A 20,714-nucleotide genomic window follows, 5' to 3' on the forward strand; every position below is an offset into this window, starting at 1 on the left:
AGGTCCAGGGTGGCCGAGGCGAGCAGCGCGCCGAGCTGGGCGACCGCGCTGACGCTCTCGCCCGGTGTGTGCTGACGCGCCGCGGCCTGGGCGACGCCTTGCGCCTGGCGCCGGGCCTGGACCGCGCCCAGCTGGCCGGCACCTACCAGGCGACGAGCGGCCTTCCGCAAGCCGAAGGGCCTCAACGCCGCGCGCACGATGACGGCGATGGGCGCGTTGTCGATCGCGATGTTCAGCGGCATCACCCTGGCCCTGATCGCGCAGGTCAGGATCGCCGAGAACCCGTGCGACCTGGCCGGCTGCGGCGATCGGGCCTGTGACTTCGGCAAGCAACGCGACCTTGTGTGCGCCAGGGATATCGAGTTGCAGTTCGCTCGATGCGGCAGCACCGCTCCCGGATTGGTGCCCAGCGCTGAGTGGTTGAGCAGATCGCCCTGCTTCACGGTTTCCGCCGCGTCCGCAACGGCTGTGAAGTCCGCGACGAAAACCGGGAAGCCTGCCTCAGCATCGGCTGCAACACTATCGGGCGGCGTCGGCCTGGGAATCGCCGAGTCAGTGCTCGACTAGCTTGGTGATGGTTCGGGAAGGCGGCGGTTGCTGCTCGTGGACAGGGAACTGGCTCAGACTCTGGGCGTGCCCGTCAGTGTTCGGAGGCGTTGTCCTTGTCGTGGTCGCCCGGGATGATCGCGTCGGTGAGGGCTTGTGATGGCGCCTTCGCCCGGCCGGTGAAAGTGATCTCACCCTCGGTGTGCAGCCGTTCGACCATGTGCGGGTAGTGCAGCTCGAACGCCGGGCGCTCGGACCGGATCCGGGGCAGCTCGGTGAAGTTGTGCCGCGGCGGCGGGCACGAGGTGGCCCACTCCAGCGAGTTGCCGTAGCCCCACGGGTCGTCCACCGTGACGAGCTCGCCGTAGCGGTAGCTCTTGAACACGTTGTAGATGAACGGCAGGGTCGACGCACCCAGGATGTAGGCGCCGATGGTCGAGATCGTGTTCAGCGTGGTGAAGCCGTCGCTGGCCAGGTAGTCGGCGTAGCGGCGCGGCATGCCCTCGGCGCCCAGCCAGTGCTGCACCAGGAACGTGGCGTGGAAGCCGAGGAACGTGGTCCAGAAGTGGAGCTTGCCCAGCTTCTCGTCCAGCATCCGCCCGGTGATCTTCGGGAACCAGAAGTAGATGCCGGCGAACGTCGCGAAAGCCACGGTCCCGTACAGGACGTAGTGGAAGTGCGCCACCACGAAGTAGCTGTCCGACACGTGGAAGTCGATGGCCGGGGCGGCCAGCAGGATGCCGGTCAGACCACCGAACAGGAACGTCACCATGAACCCGACCGAGAACAGCATCGGTGACTCGAACGTGAGACGTCCCTTCCACATGGTGCCGATCCAGTTGAAGAACTTCACCCCGGTGGGCACCGCGATCAGGAAGGTCATGAAGGAGAAGAACGGCAGCAGCACGGCGCCGGTGGCGTACATGTGGTGCGCCCACACCGCGACCGACAACGCCGCGATGCCCATGGTCGCGAACACCATGCCCTTGTAGCCGAACAACGGTTTGCGGCTGAACACGGGCACGATCTCCGACACGATCCCGACGAACGGCAGCATCACGATGTAGACCTCGGGGTGGCCGAAGAACCAGAACATGTGCTGCCAGAGGATCACGCCGCCGTTGGCCGGGTCGAACACGTGCGCCCCGATGTGCCGGTCGGCCGCCAGGCCGAGCAGTGCGGCGGTCAGGATCGGGAACGCGATCAGGGTCATCACGCTCGTCACCAGGACGTTCCACGTGAAGATCGGCATCCGGAACATCGTCATGCCCGGCGCCCGCAGGCACACGATTGTGGTGATCATGTTGACCGCGCCGAGGATGGTGCCCAGGCCGGACACGGTCAGCCCGGCGATCCACAGGTCGCCGCCCGCGCCGGGCGAATAGATCGCGCTCGACAGGGGCGTGTAGGCGAACCAGCCGAAGTCGGCGGCGCCGCCCGGGGTCAGGAAGCCGGAGACGGTGATGACGCCGCCGAACAGGAACAGCCAGTAGGACAGCGCGTTGAGGCGAGGGAACGCGACGTCCGGTGCGCCGATCTGCAGCGGCAGCACGAAGTTGGCGAACCCGAACAGGATCGGCGTCGCGTACAGCAGCAGCATCACTGTGCCGTGCATGGTGAACAGCTGGTTGTACTGCTCCTGCGACAGGAACTGCTGTCCCGGGCGCGCCAGCTCGGTGCGGATCAGCATCGCCATCGCGCCGCCCGCCATGAAGAAGGCGAACGACGTGACCAGGTACATGATGCCGATCTGCTTGTGGTCCGTCGTGCGCAACAACCGCAGCAGCACCGAACCCTTGGGCGAGCGGCGCGCGACCGGCCGGGCGGGCGCCGAGGTGGAGGCAGTCACGAAGGCGAGGTTATCTCGCTCGCGAGCGAACTATCTACCCGTGGGGCCGTGCGGGTGTCCGGAAACACACGAGGTATTACTTCACGACATGGATGGTGATGTCGTCGGCCGGTCGGTGGCGCTGTGGGCCGAGCAGATGCCCGGCCTGGACGTCTCGGCGTCGGAGGTGCTGGCCCGGATCCTGCGGATCGCGCAGCACGTGGAGGGCGCGGAGAACGGCCGACTGCGCCGCCGGCGTGGACGGATGGTGGCCAACGTGGGTGACTTCGAGGTGCTGCGGGCGCTGCGCCGCATCGGCCCGCCGTACGCGATGACACCGTCCCAGCTGCGCGCGGAGATGCTGATCTCGTCCTCCGGGCTGACCGGCCGCCTGCACCGGCTGGAGCGCGACGGCTGGATCACCAGGGAAGCCTCGGCGGACGACCAGCGCAGCGTCCTGGTCACCCTGACTCCGGACGCGGTGTCCGACCTGGACGACGACATCGCCGAGCACTTCGCCTTCGAGGACGACCTGCTCGCTCCCCTGACCCGGCAGCAGCGCACCGACTTGGCCGCTCTGCTCACGCTGCTGCTCCGGCGCTTCGAAGACGGCTGAACGTGCTGGCCGAGATCTCAGCCCAGAAACTTGACCGCGCTGCGGTAGCCGGTTCCCAGCGGTTCCTGCAAAGTCACGTGGAGGAAGCCCAGCGCTTCGAGTTCGCGTGATCGTCGCAGGGGCCCGGCGTCAACAGGCCGCATACCGGCTGCCTCGACCAGGCCGCTGACCATACGCTTGGCCTCGACGTCGTCGCCGGCTAGCAGCACGTCCAGCGGCTGCCCGTCCACTTGTCCCGTGTGCAGTGTCGCGGCGAACGTCGTGTTGAAGCCCTTTACGACCGAAACCTGACGGGTGAGTCGGGCGGCGATCTCCTCCGCGGCCGACGATCCCGGCGGGGTGACCAGCCGGTCGAACGTCACCCAATCGACCGGGTTGGTGATGTCGACGACCACCCGTCCGTCCAGTTCGGTCCCGTGGCCGGAGGCCCACTCCAGGGCCGCTTCGTACGGGGTGGCGAGTACGACGATCTCGCCGGTGACCGGATGCTGGTCGACCGCGCCGCCTCTGGCCGGGGCGTCGTCGCCGGCGATGTCCGATGCCAGTGTGGTCGCCTTCTCCGCGGAGGGCGCCAGGATCTGGAGCTCCGCGCCGCCGGCGAGCACCCGGATGCCGATTCCCCGGGCCATGTTGCCCGCGCCGATGATCGTCACTGTCGTCATCGCAGACTCCTTGGTGTCGGCCGGGTCCGTTACCGGCTACCCCGGCGGTACGTTGGCAAACGGCCCCGGGAGGGGGCTGCCCCATGCGTCCGGACGCTAAAAAGTGGGCGGCTCCTCATCCGCCCTCTCCTCGTCCTCGGCGCAGAGAGTGCGACGGCGACGTGAACAACACGGAAACCGCGAGGTCGCGCTCCGGCGCGGTCGTGTCTCAGGCCGCCAGCCAGGCGAGCGCGGCCACGGCCATTGCGGTGACACCGGTGTCCAGCGTGGGCTGGATGACGGGGGCGAACCGGGGGTTGTGGTTGACCGGAATGTCGCGGGCGAGGGTGCCGCGCTTGTCCGCTTCGGCGTATTCGGCGGGATCGGTTCCACCGAAACCCCAGTAGGTGAACGGCGCGCCGAAGGCCTGCGGGATCAGGCTCATGTCCTCGCTCGCGGTCTGCAGGTCGATCGTGTGCGTCTCGCCGAAGTGGTCGGCGAACGCCGCCGCGACGCGCCGGGTGGGTTCCTCGTCGTTGACGGTGGGCGGGAACGACGCGATCCGCCGGATCACCGGTGCCTGCCGGGCCCCGGACGCGGCGCATTCCGCCCGGACGATCCGGTCGATCGCCTCCAGCACGTGTGCGCGCGTGGCGTCGTCGTAGGTGCGCACGTTGAGCTGGATCACGGCCCGGTCCGGGATGATGTTGGGGCCGGAACCGGCGTGGATGCTGCCAACGGTGAGCACCGCCGGGGTGGTGGCGGCCAGCTCGCGCGCGACGACGGTCTGCAGGCGCACGACGATCATCGCCGCCATCACCACCGGGTCCACGGCCGACTCGGGCTTCGACCCGTGCGCGCCGCGGCCGTGGACGGTTACTTCGAGACTGTCCGCAGCAGACAGGAACGGGCCCGCGCGGATTCCGACGTACCCCGCGGGGTAGGGCAGGACGTGCTGGGCCAGCACGACATCCGGGGTGGGCACCCTGCCGGTCAGCCCGTCGTCGATCATCGCGTCGGCGCCGTCGCCGTTCTCCTCCGACGGCTGGAAGAGTGCCACGAACGTGCCCTGCCAGGATTCCCTGGCCCGCGCGAGCAGCCGCGCGCACCCGGTCAATGCCGTCACGTGCACGTCGTGCCCGCAGGCGTGCATGACCGGCTGGTCGCCGTCGGTGACCGTGGACGCGTAGGGCAGCCCGGTTTGTTCCCGCACAGGCAGGGCGTCCATGTCCGCTCGCGCCATCACCACCGGCCCCGGCCCGTTGGCGAGGACCGCGGTCACCCCGGTGCCCCCGATGCCCTCGGTGACGTCGTACCCGTCCTCCCGCATCGCCTGCGCGACCTTGGCGGCGGTGCGGTGTTCCCGCAGGCCCAGCTCCGGGTGCCGGTGCAGGTCCCGATAGAACTCTTCCAGGTCGGCCCGGACCGCATCCAGACCGGTGAGGACCCGATGAACGCTCATCGTCGCCGACCTCCTCGGCCTGGCGCGGGAGCGGTACGTCTCCCGTCCGGGATCAGGCCACTTCAGCCGAGTGTAGGAGCGCAACGCTGAGCGCGCCGGGCGGCAGTCATCGCCGGTAGCGAGGATCCAGCGCCCCGTCGGCCGGGGCCCAGCCGATTCTCCCGGCGTCCCACCCGGCGGTCAGGGGGACCCACCAGAAGAAGGTGACCTTGCGCTCGGTGAACAGCCACCTCCCGTCCTGGCGCACCAGCGAATCGGTGTAGCGGCCCGCGGCGACCTGTGCCTCGCCGTCGACCACGCAGGGCTGGTAGAGCCAGGTTTCCCCGGAGGCGGCGTCACCGTCGACCGTCACCGTCTCGTTGGCGCTGAAGTGCCACCACGCGGTGAGCGGACCGCGCTGCAGACCGGCGAAGAATGTCCGCAGTTCACTACGCCCGCTGGCGGTGGACAGGCCGACGAACCGGCCCTCCTCGGTGAACAGGCCGGCGAGCTCGTCCCAGCGCCCGTCGTCGAGGTACTGGCAGTACCGCGCACGCAGCTGGCCGATCTCCTGGACGTCTTCGAGCCGCCGGATCCTGGCCTCCAGGTCACCCATGCCCGCCTCCCCGCTCTCTGCCTCAGTACGAACGATCGTTCAGACCATAAGCGGGAGCGGAGCCGGTTGGCAAGGCGTGCCTGCGGTCAGTCGCGAGTTTCGAGCAGGGCGAGCGCGTACCGGGCGTGCTGCTCAGCGAGGGCCTTCCGGGAGAGGCGCCCCCCGGCGCGGTACCAGGTGGAGATCGCCGAGCACATCGACACGATGTTCCGTGCGGCGCCGTCGGGGTAGGGGGTGGTGAACCGGCCCTGGGCGACGCCCTCGGCGATGATCTCCCCGAAGATGGCCTGGGTGCTGTCGCGGGCGCGGACGATCCGTTCCCGATGCTCGCCGTGGAGGTAGCGGATCTCGCTGATGGCGACCAGCGCTGCCGTCTGGTGGTCCACGACGAACCCGACGTAGGCCTTGACCGCTTCCCGCATCCGGTCGGCCGGGTCGTCCCCGGCGGCCTGGACCGCGGCGCTGGTGCGGTTCAGCAGCTCGTCGTTGGCTCGCTGGAGCAGTTCGGCGAGCAGGTGTGACTTCGACGGGAAGTAGTTGTAGAGGTTGGACAGGCTGGTTCCGGCGCCGGCGGCCACATCGCGTGTCGAGGCGCCGTTGAAGCCCTTTTCGCCGAACGCGGCCAGGGCTGCGTTGAGGATCGCCGCCTTGGTGCCCCGGCCGGTTTCGCTGATCAGCGCGGCAGCAGCAGAACGACTGTTCATCCGGCGAGGTTACACGTTCTTGACGGACCTCGGAGCGACTGGTTCCCTGGAGTAAGAACGTTCGTTCAGGCCCGAGGAGGCGTGAGCATGGCGAGTGCGCACACGCCGCCGACCCTGGGCTGGCACGGTCCCGCCGGCCGCGGACCGCCGTGTCACCCGCGTTCGTGTCCCAGCTCGCCGCTGATCGCCTTCGCGGTCTCGAGCAGCACGGGGACCACCTCCTCGCGCATCCGGTCCGGCGTGGTGCGCCCGGTCGAGGTGGAGGAGGCGACCGCGGCGATGACCCGGCCGTGGTGGTCGCGCACGGGTGCCGACAGCGAGATGAGCCCTTCCTCGCGTTCGTTCGCCACCAGCGACCAGCCCTGTTCCCGGACGCGTGCCAGGATCTCGCGGAACTCCGCCGGGTCCGTGACGGTGTATGGGGTGAGGCGGGGGAGCCCGCATTCGGCGATCACCTCGTCGACCCGCTCGTCCGGTTCCCACGCCAGCAGCACCCGGCCCAGGGACGTCGCGTGCACGGGGACGCGCGTGCCGGGGGACACGGTCACGCTCAACACCCGGCGTACCGGCACCCGCGCGATGTAGACGACTTCGTTGCCGTCCATCACCGCGAGGGTGGCCGACTCCCCGGTCCGCTCGGCCTGTCGCATCAGGTGCGGTTGAGCCAGTTCGGTGAGGGCGTGCGTCGCCGTGTAGTGCTGGCCGATGGACAGCACCCGCGGTGTCAACGTCCAGTGTGGACCGGACGCGGCCACGTAACCCAGTCGTTGCAAGGTCAACAGGACTCGGCGCACGACCGGGCGGGACAGCCCGGTCGCCGTCGCGAGCTCGGCCACTGTCGGGTTCGGACGGTCGGCGTCGAACGCGGTGAGCACCGCGAGGCCGCGTTCCAGGCCCTGGATGTGGTTCTGACTCGTCTTCTCGTCGTCCATCGGCTCCATTTTCCTCAGTTCTCTTGACAGTCCGCGGGAAGTGTCACACGATCTGCCAGACGTACACTATCCGTTCATTGCGTACACATAGTGTACAGGAGGTGTGGAGCATGCCGGTCGATCCGCGAGCACTGCGGCGGTGCCTGGGCCACTTCGCCACCGGGGTCACGGTGGTCACCTGTGACGGCGACGGAAAGCCACACGGGGCGACCGTCAACGCATTCAGCGCGGTGTCGCTGGATCCCGCACTGGTGCTGGTGTCGCTCGACCGCCGGTCGAAGATCAGCAAATACCTCGAGGGCGCGCCCTTCACCGTCAACGTGCTGAGCGAACCGCAAAGCGAGGTCGCGCTGCACTTCGCCGGCAAGCCGATGGCCGGTGCGCCGGACTGGCGCCGTCCCGATCCGCAGCTGGCACCGCAGCTGGGCGGTGCGCTCGCCACGATCTCGTGCACTCCGTGGTGCTGCTACGACGGCGGCGACCACGTGCTCTACCTCGGTGAGGTCGCCGGCTTCGAGGTCGACGGCGGCGACCCGCTGGTGTTCTACCTCGGCGGCTTCCGTCACCTCGGTCCCGTCTACCAGGCGGCGCCGTGGCTGCAGTCCGGGGACAGCCCGGGCGTGTCGTGGTTCGCCGCCTCCATCTGACGTACGTCGTCCGCTATTGCAAAGGAGCAAAAGCATGACCGCACAGGAGTCCACGCCCGGCCCGGACAGTGCCGCGGACGCGCGGACCACCCGCCCGTTCACCGGTGAGGAGTACGTCGAGTCGCTGCAGGACGGCCGGGAGGTGTTCCTCTACGGCGAGAAGGTCAAGGACATCACCGCCCACCCGGCCTTCCGCAATCCCGTTCGGATGACGGCGCGCCTGTACGACGCGCTGCACGACCCGGCCAAGAAGGACGTCCTGACGGTGCCGACGGACACCGGCAGCAACGGGTTCACGTTCCCGTTCTTCCGCAGCCCCCGCACACGCGAGGACCTCCTCGCCGACCGCAACGCGATCGCCGAGTGGGCGCGGATGACCTACGGCTGGATGGGCCGCAGTCCCGACTACAAGGCCTCCTTCCTCGGCACACTGGGCGCGAACTCCGAGTTCTACGAACCCTTCTCCGGCAACGCGCGCCGGTGGTACGCCGAATCGCAGGAAAAGGTGCTGTACTGGAACCACGCGATCGTCCACCCGCCCGTCGACCGCAACAAGAAGCCCGACGAGGTCAAGGACGTGTTCGTCCACGTCGAGAAGGAGACCGACGACGGCCTCGTCGTCTCCGGGGCGAAGGTCGTGGCGACCGGATCGGCACTCACGCACTTCAACTTCATCGCCCACTACGGCCTGCCGTTCAAGGACCGCGAGTTCGCCCTGGTGTGCACGGTGCCGATGAACACGCCCGGCATGAAGCTGATCTGCCGCAACTCCTACACCAGCATGGCTGCCCAGATGGGCTCGCCGTTCGACTACCCGTTGTCGAGCCGGCTCGACGAGAACGACACGATCTTCATCCTGGACAAGGTGAAGATCCCGTGGGAGAACGTGTTCATCTACGGCGACGCCGACAAGGTGAGCAGTTTCGTCCCCGGCTCCGGGTTCCTGGAGCGGTTCACCTTCCAGGGCGTCACCCGCCTCGCGGTCAAGCTCGACTTCATCGCCGGCCTGCTGCTCAAGGGCGTGGAAGCGACCGGCACCAAGGACTTCCGCGGCATCCAGACCCGCATCGGCGAGGTCATCAGCTGGCGCAACCTGTTCTGGGCGCTCTCCGACGCGATGGCCGCGAGCCCCAGCGAGTGGAAGAACGGCACCCTGCTGCCGAACCTGAACTACGGCCTGGCCTACCGGTGGTTCATGACCGTCGGCTACCCGCGCATCCGCGAGATCATCATGCAGGACCTCGGCAGCGCCCTGATCTACCTGCCCTCGCACGCATCGGATTTCTCCTCGCCCGAGGTCCGGCCCTACCTCGACCGGTACGTGCGCGGCTCCAACGGCTACGACTCGGTCGAGCGGGTCAAGCTGATGAAGCTGATCTGGGACTCCATCGGCACCGAGTTCGGCGGCCGTCACGAGCTCTACGAGCGCAACTACGCAGGCAACCACGAGGGCGTGCGCTTCGAGCAGCTCATCGCCATGGAGCAGTCCGGTCAGGCCGATGCCATGCGCGGCTTCGCCGAACAATGCATGGCCGAGTACGACCTCGACGGCTGGACGGTGCCCGACCTGATCAACAACGACGACGTATCGCTGCTGGGCAAGCGGTGAGCACGGAGAGGAACTCCACGATGGACACGACACACCCATCGCCGACGGCCGCCGGTTCCGGCGCTTCGGCCACCCAGGCATTCCTCGCGCGCCAGGAGGGTGGCGCCGGCGAGGTGAGCCGGGAACGCGTGGCGACCGTCGTCCAGGCGATGCTGGACGGGGTGCACGAGGCCATCCGCACCCACGAGGTCACCTACCCCGAGTTCACCGCCGCCAAGCAGTGGCTGATCGAGGTCGGCGAGAGCGGCGAATGGCCGTTGCTGCTCGACGTGTTCGTCGAGCACGAGGTCGAAGAAGTGGCCGCCCGCAAGCAGCACGGCACCAAGGGCAGCATCCTGGGCCCGTACTACCTGCCCGGCGCGCCCAAGCTGCCGTCGGTGACCACGTTGCCGATGCGCGAGGACGAACCGGGCACCCGGCTCGTGTTCGCCGGGCAGGTCAGCGACACGACCGGCAGGCCGGTCCCCGGCGCCGAACTCGACATCTGGCACGCCGACCACGCCGGCTACTACTCGGGATTCGCCCCGCACATCCCCGAGGGCAACCTGCGCGGTGTCGTGGTCGCCGACGGCCAGGGCCGGTTCGAGATCAGCACCGTCCAGCCCGCGCCCTACCAGATCCCCACCGACGGCCCGACCGGCAAGCTGATCGAGGCGGCGGGCTGGCACCCGTGGCGGCCGGCGCACCTGCACCTGATCGTGCGGGCGCCCGGCTGCCGGCCGATCACCACGCAGCTGTATTTCGCCGGCGGGGACTGGCTCGACTCCGACGTCGCGCAGGCGACCAAGCCGGAACTCGTGCTCGACCCGCAACCGGTCTCCGACGGGTGCGTGCGTGCCGAGTACGACTTCGTGCTCGAACCGGCCTGAACCCCCGCGCCCCGGGCCCGCGGGCCCGGGGCGCTGCCCGTCGCAGACCAGAGGAGCTTCGTGATGAGCGATCTTCGCATCGACCGCGTCGAAACGGTCGTGCTCGACGTGCCGCTGCGGCGACCGCACCGGTTCGCCCGCGTCGGGATGGACGTCCAGCCCGTCCTGCTGGTGTACCTGCGGACCGCGGGTGGCGTCACCGGCGTGGGTGAGGGCGTCGTGCCCGGGGGCCCGTGGTGGGGTGGCGAGTCGGTGGAGACCATGCAGCTCGTCATCGAGCGCTACCTGGCGCCGATCCTGCTCGGCCGCGACGTGGACGACATCGCGGGGATCGGGCGCGACATCGGCGACGTGGTGGCGGCCAACCTGCACGCCAAGGCGGCCGTGGACATCGCGCTGCACGACGCGTGGGCCCGGTGCCTGGGCGTACCGGCGCACGCCCTCCTCGGCGGGGTCGTCCGCCGGTCGGTCCCGGTCACCTGGGCGCTGGGCACCGAACCAGCCCCGGTCGTCGTCGAGGAGGCGCTCGCCAAGCTCGACGCCGGGACCCACCGCACCTTCAAGCTGAAAATGGGCGCCCAGGACCCGGCCGACGACGTCCGGCGCGTCACCGCCATCGCGGACAAGCTGGCCGGCGCGGCGGGGCTGCGCGTGGACGTCAACGCGCGGTGGGATCGCGGCACGGCGCTGGCCCACCTGCCCCGCCTCGCGGACGGCGGCATCGAGCTCGTCGAGCAACCCGTGCCCGGCGCCGACGTCGAGGCTCTCGCCGAGATCAACCGGGCGCTGCCGATCCCCGTCATGGCCGACGAAAGCCTCCGCACCCCGGGCGACGCGCTCCGCCTCGCCAGGCTCGCCGCTGCCGACGTGTACTCGCTCAAGATCAGCAAGTCCGGCGGCCTCAGGGCCACCAGGTCCATCGCGGAAGTCGCGGCGGCCGCCGGGATCCCCGCCCACATGGGCACGTCCATCGACGGTCCGGTCGGCACCGCGGCCTCGCTGCATCTGGCGTGCGCACTGCCCGCGGTGACCTGGGGGAGCGAGCTGTTCGGGCCCCTGCTGATGCGTGCCGAGCACCTCGCCACCCCGCTGCGCTACGAGGGTGGGGAGCTGCACCTGCCCGACGGGACCGGCTTCGGGGTCGAGCTCGACCCGGACGCGGTGCGCGCGTTCGCCCGGAGCTGACCAGGCCGGCCGCGCTCGCAGTTGAGGTCCGCCCCTCGTCGGAAGAACGCGTGTTGTGGCGGGCTCGGCGAGGTGCCCGCCCGGTTCGGCCCGTCCGTGGTTACGGCGTGGCCGAGGCCGGCATCCGGTGCTTCTCGACCCACGTCCGGGCCTGTCCGAGGCGCGGAGACGTGCGCGGGCGGCGCGAGCACTCGGCCGTCCGCACCACGTCGAGCGGGCGTTCCGGCCGGGCGGGCACGGGCAGGACCGAGCTCGTCGTCGCGTCCGGTCGCTACCGGGGGCGCCTCGACGGCCTGGGGCCGGTCCCGGTGTGGGCAGCGGCGAGCATCGGGTGATCGTGCCCGTCGCGCCAGCACGGCTGGGACCGGGCGGTATCGCCTTCGTGGCCTGACGCGGCGGATCCAGTGTCCACTGTCGACTCCGTGTGCGTGGTGCGGGCAGGCGCGGGCGGGGCTTGACCCAGGGCGGACCGCCTGCTTGACTGGCCTGAACGGTCGTTCGTTCTGAGCGGCCGTGGTGGACGATCGATGAGGAGGTCCCCCCGGTGTCTACGGACCGTGACGTGTCCCCGTCCGCCCGAGCCGATGCGGCTCACGGCGGTCTCGCGGTGGACGAGCGCAGGATGCGGAAGCTGGCCTTCGCCTCCATCGCGTCGACCGTGCTCGAGTGGTTCGACTTCCTGGTGTATTCGACGGCGGCGGCGTTGGTGTTCGGTCCGTTGTTCTTCCCCACGCTGGGCGGCGTGCAGGGCACGCTCGCGTCGTTCGCGACGCTGGCGGTGGGATTCGTCGCGCGGCCGCTCGGCGGGGTGCTCGCCGGGCATGTGGGGGACCGCTACGGACGGAAGGTCCCGCTGGTCGGCTCGATGCTGTTGATGGGTGTGGCGACGTTCGTGGTGGGACTGCTGCCGACCTATGACACCGCCGGGATGTGGGCGCCGGTCCTGCTCGTGGTCGCGCGGATCGTGCAGGGGCTGGGTGTCGGTGCGCAGTGGGGTGGTGCGGCGATGCTGCTGGTGGAGCACGCCCCGGTGGCGAAGCGCGGCTTCTACGGCTCGCTGGTCAACACCGGCACGATCCTCGGCGCGGTCCTCGGCAACGGGTTCTTCCTGCTGCTCACCGCGCTGGTGCCGGCGGATTCGTTCGAGGCGTGGGGCTGGCGGATCCCGTTCCTGTCCGGGCTGCTGCTGGTGGTCGTGGGGATCTACGTGCAGCTCAAGATCGAGGAGAGCCCGGTGTTCACCGAGCTCCGGCACGCCTCCTCGGCGGCCGCGCAGCGGGCCGGCGTGCGCAAGGCGCCGGTCGGGCAGGCGATCCGCCTGTACTGGCGGCAGATCCTGCAGGCGGTCGCGGCGTTCTTCGTGGTCAACGGAACCTTCTACATCTTCATCTCCGGGATTCTCGACTACGGGACGAAGACACTCGGGCTGGACCGCACGCCGATGCTGCTCGTGGTGATGCTCGCGGGGCTGACGCAGGTGGTGACCATCCCGGTGTTCGGCGCGTTGTCCGACCGGCTCGGGCGCAAGCGGATCTACCTGACGGGCGCGGTGGCCATGGCGGTCGCGGGGTTCCCGATGTTCTGGCTGATCGACACCGGCAGCCTGCTGTGGCTGGGGGTCGCGCTGGTCATCGGGTTCACGATCCACGCGTCGATGTTCGGGTGCCAGACCGCGATGTACGCCGAGATGTTCCCGGCCGATGTCCGGCTCTCCGGAGCGTCACTGGGTTTCCAGGTGGCGTCCGTGCTGGCAGGCGGACTGGCGCCGATGATCACCACGGCCCTGGTCGCCGCCTCCGGCGGATCGTGGGCGGTGTCGCTGTACATCATCGCGATGGCCGTGGTGACCTTCGCCGGGGTGAGCACCATCAGGGAACGGTTCCAGCGCGACCTGTACGCGGTTTCGTCCGAGCGGACGGACGGTGCGGCGTGACCGGCGGAGGTGGGATGTACTTCGAGGACTTCCGGGTCGGGCAGCGGTTCACGGCGGGACCGAGGGTGGTGACCGAGGAGGACCTGGCGCGGTTCACCGCCCTCAGCGGCGACGATCACCCCCTGCACACCAGCGTCGAGTACGCCCGGGGCACGTCGTTCGGGAAACCGGTCCTGCAGGGCTCCTTCGGTGCGGCGGTGGCGGCCGGGCTGTGGACCCGGCTGGGGCTGGTGAGCGCGTCGATCGTGGCGGCGACCGAGGAGAGCTGGACCTACCACCGGCCGATCAAGGTGGGGGACGAGCTCTCGCTCGCGGTGACGATCGTCCGCCTGACGGACAGCCGTGGGGGTGGCCAGGGACTGGTGTCCCGGTACAACGAGCTGCGCGACGGTGCCGGCACCGTGATCCAGTCGGGCACGGCCACCGCGCTCGTGCGGGCGGGTGACGGAGGGCCGCGGCCCGTGAACCGGGACGTGGGCACGGTGGCGTGGGGGAAGGTGCTTGCCGAGGCACTGACGGCGAACCCGGCGTTCGTGTCCGCGGTGGCGTCCTGGGACGGCACCATCGGACTGCGCGGTGGCGAGCACGAAGTCCACCTGCGCGTCTACCGGGGCCGGATCATCGACGTGACCCGCCGTTCGCCGCACGGCGCCACGTTCACCTTCGGTGCGCCCGACCGGATCTGGGCGGATCTGCTGACCGCGGAGGACAGCCGGTTCGGTGCCCGGTTGATGACCGGGGAGTTCATCTCCAGCGGTGATCCGTACGAGTACCTCCGGCTGACCAAGGCCCTGGAGATCATCGTGGACGTCGCCCGCGACCTCGCCCGGACCGAGCACACCGAGGTGGTCGCATGACGGTCCACACCGTGACAGCACACCACCTGGTGCTGCACGACCGCATCGGGTTCGTGCAGGAGGCCGCGCCGCGGGATCCGAACGGAACCACGTTGGTGCTGGTTCACACCGCAGGGCAAAGCGGTGTGCAGTGGCGGCACGCGCTGCGGTCGCTGAGCGAACTGGGATACCGCGTGCTCGTGCCCGATCTGCCGGGGCACGGGCATTCCGAGCCTGCGCCCGGGGGCGCGGTGCGGGACCTGCGTGAGTACGCGGACTGGCTCGTGCGGCTGCTGGAGGTCCTGGAGGTGACGCGGCCGGTGGTGGTCGGCTGCTCGATCGGCGGCAAGATCGCCCAGGACCTCGCGGCGCGGTACGGCGACCGGCTGGACGCGGCGGTGTCGATGTGCGCCGAGTCCGGACCGGGACGGGTCCAGCTGCACGCGCTGGAACGGGAACTGGAGGACAGCGCCGCCGCCGCGCGTGCCGATCGCACTCACCTGGGTACCCGCGCGGTCGTCGGCCGCCGGGTGGCCCGTGGGCGCGCCGAGCTGATCGCGCGCATGCACTGCCGGGAAGACCCGCTGGTGTCCACCAGCGACCTCATCGGGTGGGGCACGCATGACGTGCGCCCGCTGCTGCCGGGCATTCCGTGCCCGATCACGTTCGTGGCCGGCGAGGACGACCTGTGGGTCGATGCCCGATCGGTGGCCGAGTCCGCCCGGCAGGCGCCGGACGGCCGGTTCGTGCTCCTGCCGGGATACGGGCACTACCCGATGGAGGAGATGGACGACTTCGCGAAGGTCCTGGACGGTTGGCTGGGCGAGATGAAGGAGGGACGACCGTGACCCCGCGTCTGCTCGATGTGTTCGCCGGACTCGCCGACGCCGAACCCGACGCCGTGGTGCTGTACGACGCCGACGCCGGCCGGTCTCCGGCGCGGCCGGTCAGCCGGCGGCAGTTGCGTGACCTGGCCGCCGGAATGGCCGAGGATCTGCGCGCGCACGGGATCGGCGCGGGGGACTGCGTCGGTGTCTGGCTGCCGAACTGGTCGCACGCCGTCGCCGCGCAGTTCGCCGCACTGGCGGTGGGAGCGCACGTCATCGGGATCAACACCCGGTACAACGTGGACGAGGTCGCGCACGTCCTGCGCATGGCCCGGCCCCGGGCGGTGGTGATCGCCCACGACTTCATGAACCTCGACCTCCGCCGGGTCCTGCACGCGGCGCACGAGGCGGCCGCGGCCGAGCCGCCGGTGTGCCTGGTGACTACCGCGCCCGGGGCGGCACCGGCGTCCCCGGACGAGGTGGCGGCCTACGACGTGGGCGGTGGGGCGTCGGCGTTCCCCGAGGCGTCCGGCGGTGGTGAGCTGCGGCCGTGCCCGGTTCCGGGCCTGGCCACGGCGTTCACCACCTCGGGCTCGACCGGCCGCCCGAAACTGGCCGCCCACGGCGAATCCGGCATGGCCGAGCACCTCGTCGCCGCCGGCGAGCGCATCGGCCTGGGGCCCGGGGACGTCATGCTGGGCGCGCTCCCGTTGTCCGGGGTCTTCGGGTTCGTCGCGGCGATGGCCGCGGTCTTCTCCGGCGCCGCGGTGGCCCTGGAGCCGGTGTTCGACGCCGAGGGCGTCCTCACCGACATGGTGCGCCACCGGGTCACCCACGTCATCGGCGCGGACGACCTCCTCGGCCGCATCGAGCGGGCCTGGCAGGACCACCCCGCGCCCCTGCCGTTGCGGTGGATCGGGATCGCGGACTTCGAGGGCCGGTCCCGGCAGCTCGCGGCCTGGGCGGAGCGGGAGTTCGGCACCACCGTCGCCGGCGTGTACGGATCGTCGGAGCTGTTCGCGCTGACCGCGTTCTGGCCCCGGCGGTATCCGGCGGAGCTGCGGTGGTCCGGGGGCGGCCAGGTGGTCACGGAGGCGATCGAGGTGCGGGTGGCCGACCCGGTCACCGGGGAAACCGTGCCGGACGGCGCCGAGGGCGAGATGCAGTTCCGCGGTCCGAACGTCGTCGACGCCTACCTCGGTGATCCCGCGGTCGCCGGCGAGGTGTTCACCGAGGACGGCTGGTTCCGCAGCGGCGACCTCGGCCGGCTGGTCGCCCCCGGAACCGTGCAGTACCTCTGCCGGATCGGTGACGTGCTGCGGTTGCGGGGATTCCTGGTCGACCCGGCCGAGATCGAAACCCGGCTGGCGGCGCACCCCGCGGTCGCGATGGCCAAAGTCGTCGGCGTGCCCGGTGGCGACGGCGGCACCATCGCTGTGGCCTTCGTGGTGCCCTACGGCCCGGACCGGCCCGGCGAAGACGAGCTCAAGCAGTGGTGCGCCCAGACCCTGGCCAAGTTCAAGGTGCCGTCCCGGGTCCGCCTGATCGACGAAATGCCCACCACCTCCGGCACGAACGGAACCAAGATCCGCGCCGCCGCACTGCGCGAGCTGGCACTGCGAGAGGGAGTCTGACCATGAACCACGAGGTCGTCATCTGCCACCCCCTGCGCACCCCCGTCGGCCGCTACGGCGGCGCGTTCCGGACGCTGTCGGCGACCGAGCTCGCCGCGCAGACCCTGCGGCAGCTGATCGAGCGGACCGGCCTGCCGGTGGACCGGGTCGACGACGTGCGTCTCGGGCAGTGCTATCCCAGCGGGGAGAGCCCGGCGATCGGCCGGGTCGCCGCGCTCGACGCCGGCCTGCCGGTGACCGTGCCCGGCGCGCAGATCGACCGCCGCTGCGGATCCGGACTGCAAGCCGTCATCGACGCCACCATGAGCGTCGCCACCGGCGCCGCCGAGGTCGTCATCGCCGGGGGCGCCGAGTCGATGAGCAACGTCGAGTTCTACACCGACGAGATCCGCTGGGGCGTCAAGGGCGACGGGCCCCGGCTGCACGACAGGCTCGCGCGGGCCCGGGTGACCGCCGGCGGGAAGGACCACCCGGTGCCGGGCGGGATGCTCGAGACGGCCGAGAACCTGCGGCGCGAGTACTCGATCTCCCGGCGGGAACAGGACGAGTGGGCGTTGCGCTCCCACGAGCGTGCGGTGAAGGCCGCCGCCGACGGCTGCTTCGCCGAGGAGATCCTGCCGGTCACCGTGCCCGGCCGTCGCGGAGCGCCCGCCACCGTCGTCGACACCGACGAGCACCCGAGGCCCGGCGTCTCGCTCGACGCGCTGAGCACACTGCGGCCCGTCATGGTGAACAGCGACCCGGAGGCGACCGTCACCGCGGGCAACGCCAGCGGCCAGAACGACGGCGCGGCCGCGTGCATCGTCACCACCCGGGACGCCGCGGCGGAGCTGGGCCTCACGCCGATCCTGCGCCTGGTCAGCTGGGCGGTGGCCGGGGTGCCGCCGCGCACCATGGGCCTCGGTCCGGTGCCGGCGGTCGCGAAGGCACTGGACCGCGCCGGCCTCGCACTGTCCGACATCGAACTGGTGGAGATCAACGAGGCGTTCGCCGCCCAGGTGATCGCCTGCTTCCGGGAATGGGACCTCACCGATCGCGACCTGGAGCGGGTCAACGTCAGTGGATCGGGCATCTCGCTGGGCCATCCAGTCGGAGCCACGGGCGCCCGGATCCTGGCCACGCTGGCTCACGAGATGCGCCGCCGCGGGGCGCGCTACGGCCTGGAGACGATGTGCATCGGCGGCGGCCAGGGCCTCGCGGCCGTCCTGGAGCTGGTCGAATGACCGCTCCGCTGCGTGGGCTGCGGGTCGTGGAGGCCACGAGTTTCGTCGCCGGTCCGCTGGCCGGCATGACGCTCGCGCAGATGGGGGCGCAGGTGCTGCGGCTGGACCCGGTCACCGGGCCGGTGGACGCGGGCCGGTGGCCGTTGAGCGGGACCGGCCGGAGCCTGTTCTGGGCCGGGATGAACAAGGGCGTGAAGTCTGTCGCCGTCGACTTCCGCGTGCCGGAAGGGCAGGAACTCGCGGCCGCGTTGATCACCGCGCCCGGCCCGCACGCCGGATTGTTCGTCGACAACACCATCGGCCGGGACTTCCTGTCCCACAACCGGTTGCGTGCTCGCCGAGCCGACCTCGTGCACGTCCACATCCAGGGCTATCCCGACGGCCGGGCCGCCATGGACTACGCGGTCAACCCGCGCTACGGCGTGCCGGCGCTGACCGGTCCGGCCGATTCGCGCCGTCCGGTCAACCACGTCCTGCCCGCCTGGGACATCGCCACCGGGCTGCTCGCGGTGTCCGGGCTGCTGGCCGGATGGCGCCGGCGGGCGGTGCACGGTGACGGGTGCCTGGTCGAGCTGGCCCTGGCCGACGTGGCCGCGGCGCACGTGGCGCATCTGGGCTGGTTCGCCGAGGTGGCCGAGGCCGGCCAGGACCGGCCCCGGCTCGGCAACCACTTGTTCGGCGCGTTCGGAGTGGATTTCGCGTGCGCCGACGGTCGCCGGGTGGTCGCGGTGGCGATCACCCGCGCCCAGTGGCGGGACCTGATGCGGATGACCGGGACGGAAGCGGTGTTCGCTGCCCTGTCGTCGGTGCACGGCACCGATTTCGACGTCGAGGGGGAGCGGTACCGGCACCGCGGCCTGATCGAGGCGGTCCTCGCACCGTGGTTCGCCGCCCGCACCGTGGGAGAGGTGCTCGAGGCGGCGCGCGGCACCCGGGTGATGGCCGGCGAGTTCCGTTCGCCCTCGGAGGTCGTGGCGGCCTGGCGGCGGGGTGCGGAGTCGCCGGTGCTCACCGAGGTCGAGCAGGCCGGGGTGGGCCCGATGGTCACCGCCACCTCCCCGCTGCGCTGGAACTCGCGCTACCGCGAGGCCGAGCCGGCGCCGGAGTTCGGTGCGGACACGGAGTGGGCCCTGGCCGAGGTGCTCGGGATGTCCGGCCGGGAGATCGGGAGGCTCGCCGACAACGGGCTGATCATGACGAGGAGAGATGACAGCGATGGCGCGTGAACTGTGCCGTACCGAAGGATTGACCGACGTCCAGGACGACATCCTCAAGACCGTCCGCGCGTTCGTGGACAACCGGATCATCCCGGTCGCGACCGAACTCGAACACGCCGACGCCTACCCCGCCGATATCGTCGAAGGGATGCGGGAACTTGGCCTGTTCGGGTTGACGATTCCCGAGGAGTACGGCGGGATCGGCGAGTCGCTGCTGACCTACGCGCTGGTGGCCGAGGAGATCGCCCGCGGCTGGATGAGCGTGTCGGGCATCATCAACACCCACTTCATCGTGGCTCACCTGCTCATGCATCACGGCACCGAGGAGCAGAAACGCCACTACCTGCCGAAGATGGCCACCGGCGAGATCCGCGGCGCGTTCTCCATGTCCGAGCCCGGCTGCGGCTCCGACGTGTCCGCCATCCGCACCCGCGCCACCCCGCACGACGGTGGGTACCTGATCAACGGCCAGAAGATGTGGCTGACGAACGGGGGATCGTCGACCCTGGTCGCGGTGCTGGTGAAGACCGGTGCCGCCGCCGGGCCTGCGCACCGGAACCTGACCACGTTCCTGGTGGACAAGCCCGCCGGCTTCGGTGAGGTGGCGCCGGGTCTGACGGTTCCGGGCAGGATCGAGAAGATGGGTTACAAGGGTGTCGACACCACCGAACTCGTCTTCGACGACTACGGGATCGCCGCCTCGCAGATCCTCGGCGGCGAGCCCGGTCGCGGGTTCTACCAGATGATGGACGGCGTCGAGGTCGGGCGGGTCAACGTCGCGGCCCGCGGGTGCGGGGTGGCCTGGCGCGCGTTCGAACTCGGCGTCGCCTACGCGCAACAGCGGGAGACCTTCGGCCGGCCGATCGCCGAGCACCAGGCGGTGCTCTTCCGCCTGGCCGAAATGGGCACCAAGGTCGAGGCGGCGCACCAGATGATGGTGCGGGCGGCGCGGAAGAAGGACTCGGGCGAGCGCAACGACCTGGAGGCCGGGATGGCGAAGTACCTGGCCTCGGAGTACTGCGCGCAGGTGGTGGAGGACGCCTTCCGCATCCACGGCGGTTACGGGTACTCCAAGGAGTACGAGATCGAACGGCTCTACCGCGAGGCGCCGATGCTGCTGATCGGCGAAGGCACCGCCGACATCCAGCGAATGATCATCGGGCGCCGGCTGCTGGAGGACTACAAGCTGCGGTGATCAAAGTCGGTTTCTCGGTTGCTGATGGCAATATCCAGGGCGTTCGCGACGAGTTTGTGTTCTGGGGTGCTGTCAATGGACCAGTCCACAGTTCTGAGGCTTACACCAAGAAAACCGCTCTGCGGCTGACCATGATGCCCAGGCACGGCCGCAGCCCCGTCCGTACCCGGGGTGCACCCGCCAATCGTAGAACCCATAGTGACTTCCAGCAGCTG

The 20,714-nt window shown here is 70.2% G+C and carries 19 protein-coding genes; 13 read left to right on the forward strand and 6 right to left on the reverse strand.

Annotated features, from left to right (window positions below; all coding sequences use genetic code 11):
* The first annotated feature begins 207 nt into the window (after positions 1-207).
* Positions 208-567: a hypothetical protein gene (locus AMYTH_RS0103950; protein ID WP_027929202.1), complete on the forward strand. Its 360-nt coding sequence runs from the start codon at positions 208-210 to the stop codon at positions 565-567.
* 73 nt (positions 568-640) lie between these two features.
* On the opposite strand, the gene ctaD is transcribed toward AMYTH_RS0103950, so the two are convergent.
* Positions 641-2,395 (reverse strand): aa3-type cytochrome oxidase subunit I, encoded by a 1,755-nt coding sequence (gene ctaD / locus AMYTH_RS0103955; protein ID WP_027929203.1) that lies wholly within the window; start codon positions 2,393-2,395, stop codon positions 641-643.
* Positions 2,396-2,483: 88 nt separating this feature from the next.
* Between ctaD and AMYTH_RS0103960 the strand changes: the two genes are divergently transcribed.
* A complete protein-coding gene (locus AMYTH_RS0103960; RefSeq protein WP_027929204.1) occupies positions 2,484-2,990 on the forward strand; it encodes a MarR family transcriptional regulator in 507 nt (168 codons plus the stop codon).
* Between the two features lie 17 nt (positions 2,991-3,007).
* Here the strand turns inward: AMYTH_RS0103960 and AMYTH_RS0103965 are convergent, their stop codons facing one another.
* The 5 genes from AMYTH_RS0103965 to AMYTH_RS0103985 all read right to left on the reverse strand — a co-directional run bounded on the left by AMYTH_RS0103965 (position 3,008) and on the right by AMYTH_RS0103985 (position 7,324).
* Positions 3,008-3,643, reverse strand: coding sequence for an NADPH-dependent F420 reductase (locus tag AMYTH_RS0103965; protein ID WP_209440740.1), 636 nt, complete (start codon positions 3,641-3,643; stop codon positions 3,008-3,010).
* A 217-nt stretch (positions 3,644-3,860) separates the two neighbouring features.
* Positions 3,861-5,093, reverse strand: a complete 1,233-nt coding sequence (locus tag AMYTH_RS0103970; protein ID WP_027929206.1) for an amidohydrolase — start codon at positions 5,091-5,093, stop codon at positions 3,861-3,863.
* Between the two features lie 106 nt (positions 5,094-5,199).
* The gene (locus AMYTH_RS0103975) at positions 5,200-5,688 is read right to left on the reverse strand and encodes a nuclear transport factor 2 family protein (protein WP_027929207.1); all 489 of its coding nucleotides are present in this window, start codon (positions 5,686-5,688) and stop codon (positions 5,200-5,202) included.
* 86 nt (positions 5,689-5,774) lie between these two features.
* Entirely contained in the window at positions 5,775-6,392 is a 618-nt protein-coding gene (locus AMYTH_RS0103980; RefSeq protein WP_027929208.1) for a TetR/AcrR family transcriptional regulator, read from the reverse strand.
* A 152-nt stretch (positions 6,393-6,544) separates the two neighbouring features.
* Positions 6,545-7,324, reverse strand: a complete 780-nt coding sequence (locus AMYTH_RS0103985; RefSeq protein WP_123687342.1) for an IclR family transcriptional regulator domain-containing protein — start codon at positions 7,322-7,324, stop codon at positions 6,545-6,547.
* Positions 7,325-7,434: 110 nt separating this feature from the next.
* On the opposite strand from AMYTH_RS0103985, the gene AMYTH_RS0103990 reads away from it, so the two are divergent.
* The 11 genes from AMYTH_RS0103990 to AMYTH_RS0104045 all read left to right on the forward strand — a co-directional run bounded on the left by AMYTH_RS0103990 (position 7,435) and on the right by AMYTH_RS0104045 (position 20,499).
* On the forward strand, positions 7,435-7,971 hold the full coding sequence (locus AMYTH_RS0103990; RefSeq protein ID WP_027929210.1) for a flavin reductase family protein: 537 nt from the start codon (positions 7,435-7,437) through the stop codon (positions 7,969-7,971).
* A gap of 34 nt (positions 7,972-8,005) precedes the next feature.
* On the forward strand, positions 8,006-9,580 hold the full coding sequence (locus AMYTH_RS0103995) for a 4-hydroxyphenylacetate 3-hydroxylase family protein (protein WP_027929211.1): 1,575 nt from the start codon (positions 8,006-8,008) through the stop codon (positions 9,578-9,580).
* A 20-nt stretch (positions 9,581-9,600) separates the two neighbouring features.
* On the forward strand, positions 9,601-10,449 hold the full coding sequence (gene catA, locus AMYTH_RS0104000) for a catechol 1,2-dioxygenase (protein ID WP_027929212.1): 849 nt from the start codon (positions 9,601-9,603) through the stop codon (positions 10,447-10,449).
* Between the two features lie 63 nt (positions 10,450-10,512).
* Positions 10,513-11,634: a muconate/chloromuconate family cycloisomerase gene (locus AMYTH_RS0104005; protein ID WP_027929213.1), complete on the forward strand. Its 1,122-nt coding sequence runs from the start codon at positions 10,513-10,515 to the stop codon at positions 11,632-11,634.
* A 622-nt stretch (positions 11,635-12,256) separates the two neighbouring features.
* The gene (locus tag AMYTH_RS43765) at positions 12,257-13,567 is read left to right on the forward strand and encodes an MFS transporter (protein WP_037322234.1); all 1,311 of its coding nucleotides are present in this window, start codon (positions 12,257-12,259) and stop codon (positions 13,565-13,567) included.
* Positions 13,564-14,424: a MaoC/PaaZ C-terminal domain-containing protein gene (locus AMYTH_RS46885; RefSeq protein WP_157360531.1), complete on the forward strand. Its 861-nt coding sequence runs from the start codon at positions 13,564-13,566 to the stop codon at positions 14,422-14,424. The genes AMYTH_RS43765 and AMYTH_RS46885 overlap by 4 nt, the downstream gene beginning before the upstream one ends.
* A complete protein-coding gene (locus tag AMYTH_RS0104025) occupies positions 14,421-15,251 on the forward strand; it encodes an alpha/beta fold hydrolase (RefSeq protein WP_027929215.1) in 831 nt (276 codons plus the stop codon). The genes AMYTH_RS46885 and AMYTH_RS0104025 overlap by 4 nt, the downstream gene beginning before the upstream one ends.
* Positions 15,248-16,864, forward strand: coding sequence for an AMP-binding protein (locus AMYTH_RS0104030; protein ID WP_157360532.1), 1,617 nt, complete (start codon positions 15,248-15,250; stop codon positions 16,862-16,864). The genes AMYTH_RS0104025 and AMYTH_RS0104030 overlap by 4 nt, the downstream gene beginning before the upstream one ends.
* A 2-nt stretch (positions 16,865-16,866) precedes the next feature.
* Complete coding sequence (locus tag AMYTH_RS0104035; RefSeq protein WP_027929217.1) at positions 16,867-18,087, forward strand: acetyl-CoA C-acetyltransferase; 1,221 nt, start codon at positions 16,867-16,869, stop codon at positions 18,085-18,087.
* The gene (locus AMYTH_RS0104040; RefSeq protein ID WP_027929218.1) at positions 18,084-19,313 is read left to right on the forward strand and encodes a CoA transferase; all 1,230 of its coding nucleotides are present in this window, start codon (positions 18,084-18,086) and stop codon (positions 19,311-19,313) included. Before AMYTH_RS0104035 ends, AMYTH_RS0104040 begins: the two co-directional genes overlap by 4 nt.
* Positions 19,303-20,499, forward strand: a complete 1,197-nt coding sequence (locus AMYTH_RS0104045; RefSeq protein ID WP_027929219.1) for an acyl-CoA dehydrogenase family protein — start codon at positions 19,303-19,305, stop codon at positions 20,497-20,499. The genes AMYTH_RS0104040 and AMYTH_RS0104045 overlap by 11 nt, the downstream gene beginning before the upstream one ends.
* Positions 20,500-20,714: the final 215 nt, after the last annotated feature.

Source organism: Amycolatopsis thermoflava N1165, from assembly GCF_000473265.1.
In the GTDB taxonomy this organism is placed as follows: Bacteria; Actinomycetota; Actinomycetes; order Mycobacteriales; family Pseudonocardiaceae; genus Amycolatopsis_E; species Amycolatopsis_E thermoflava.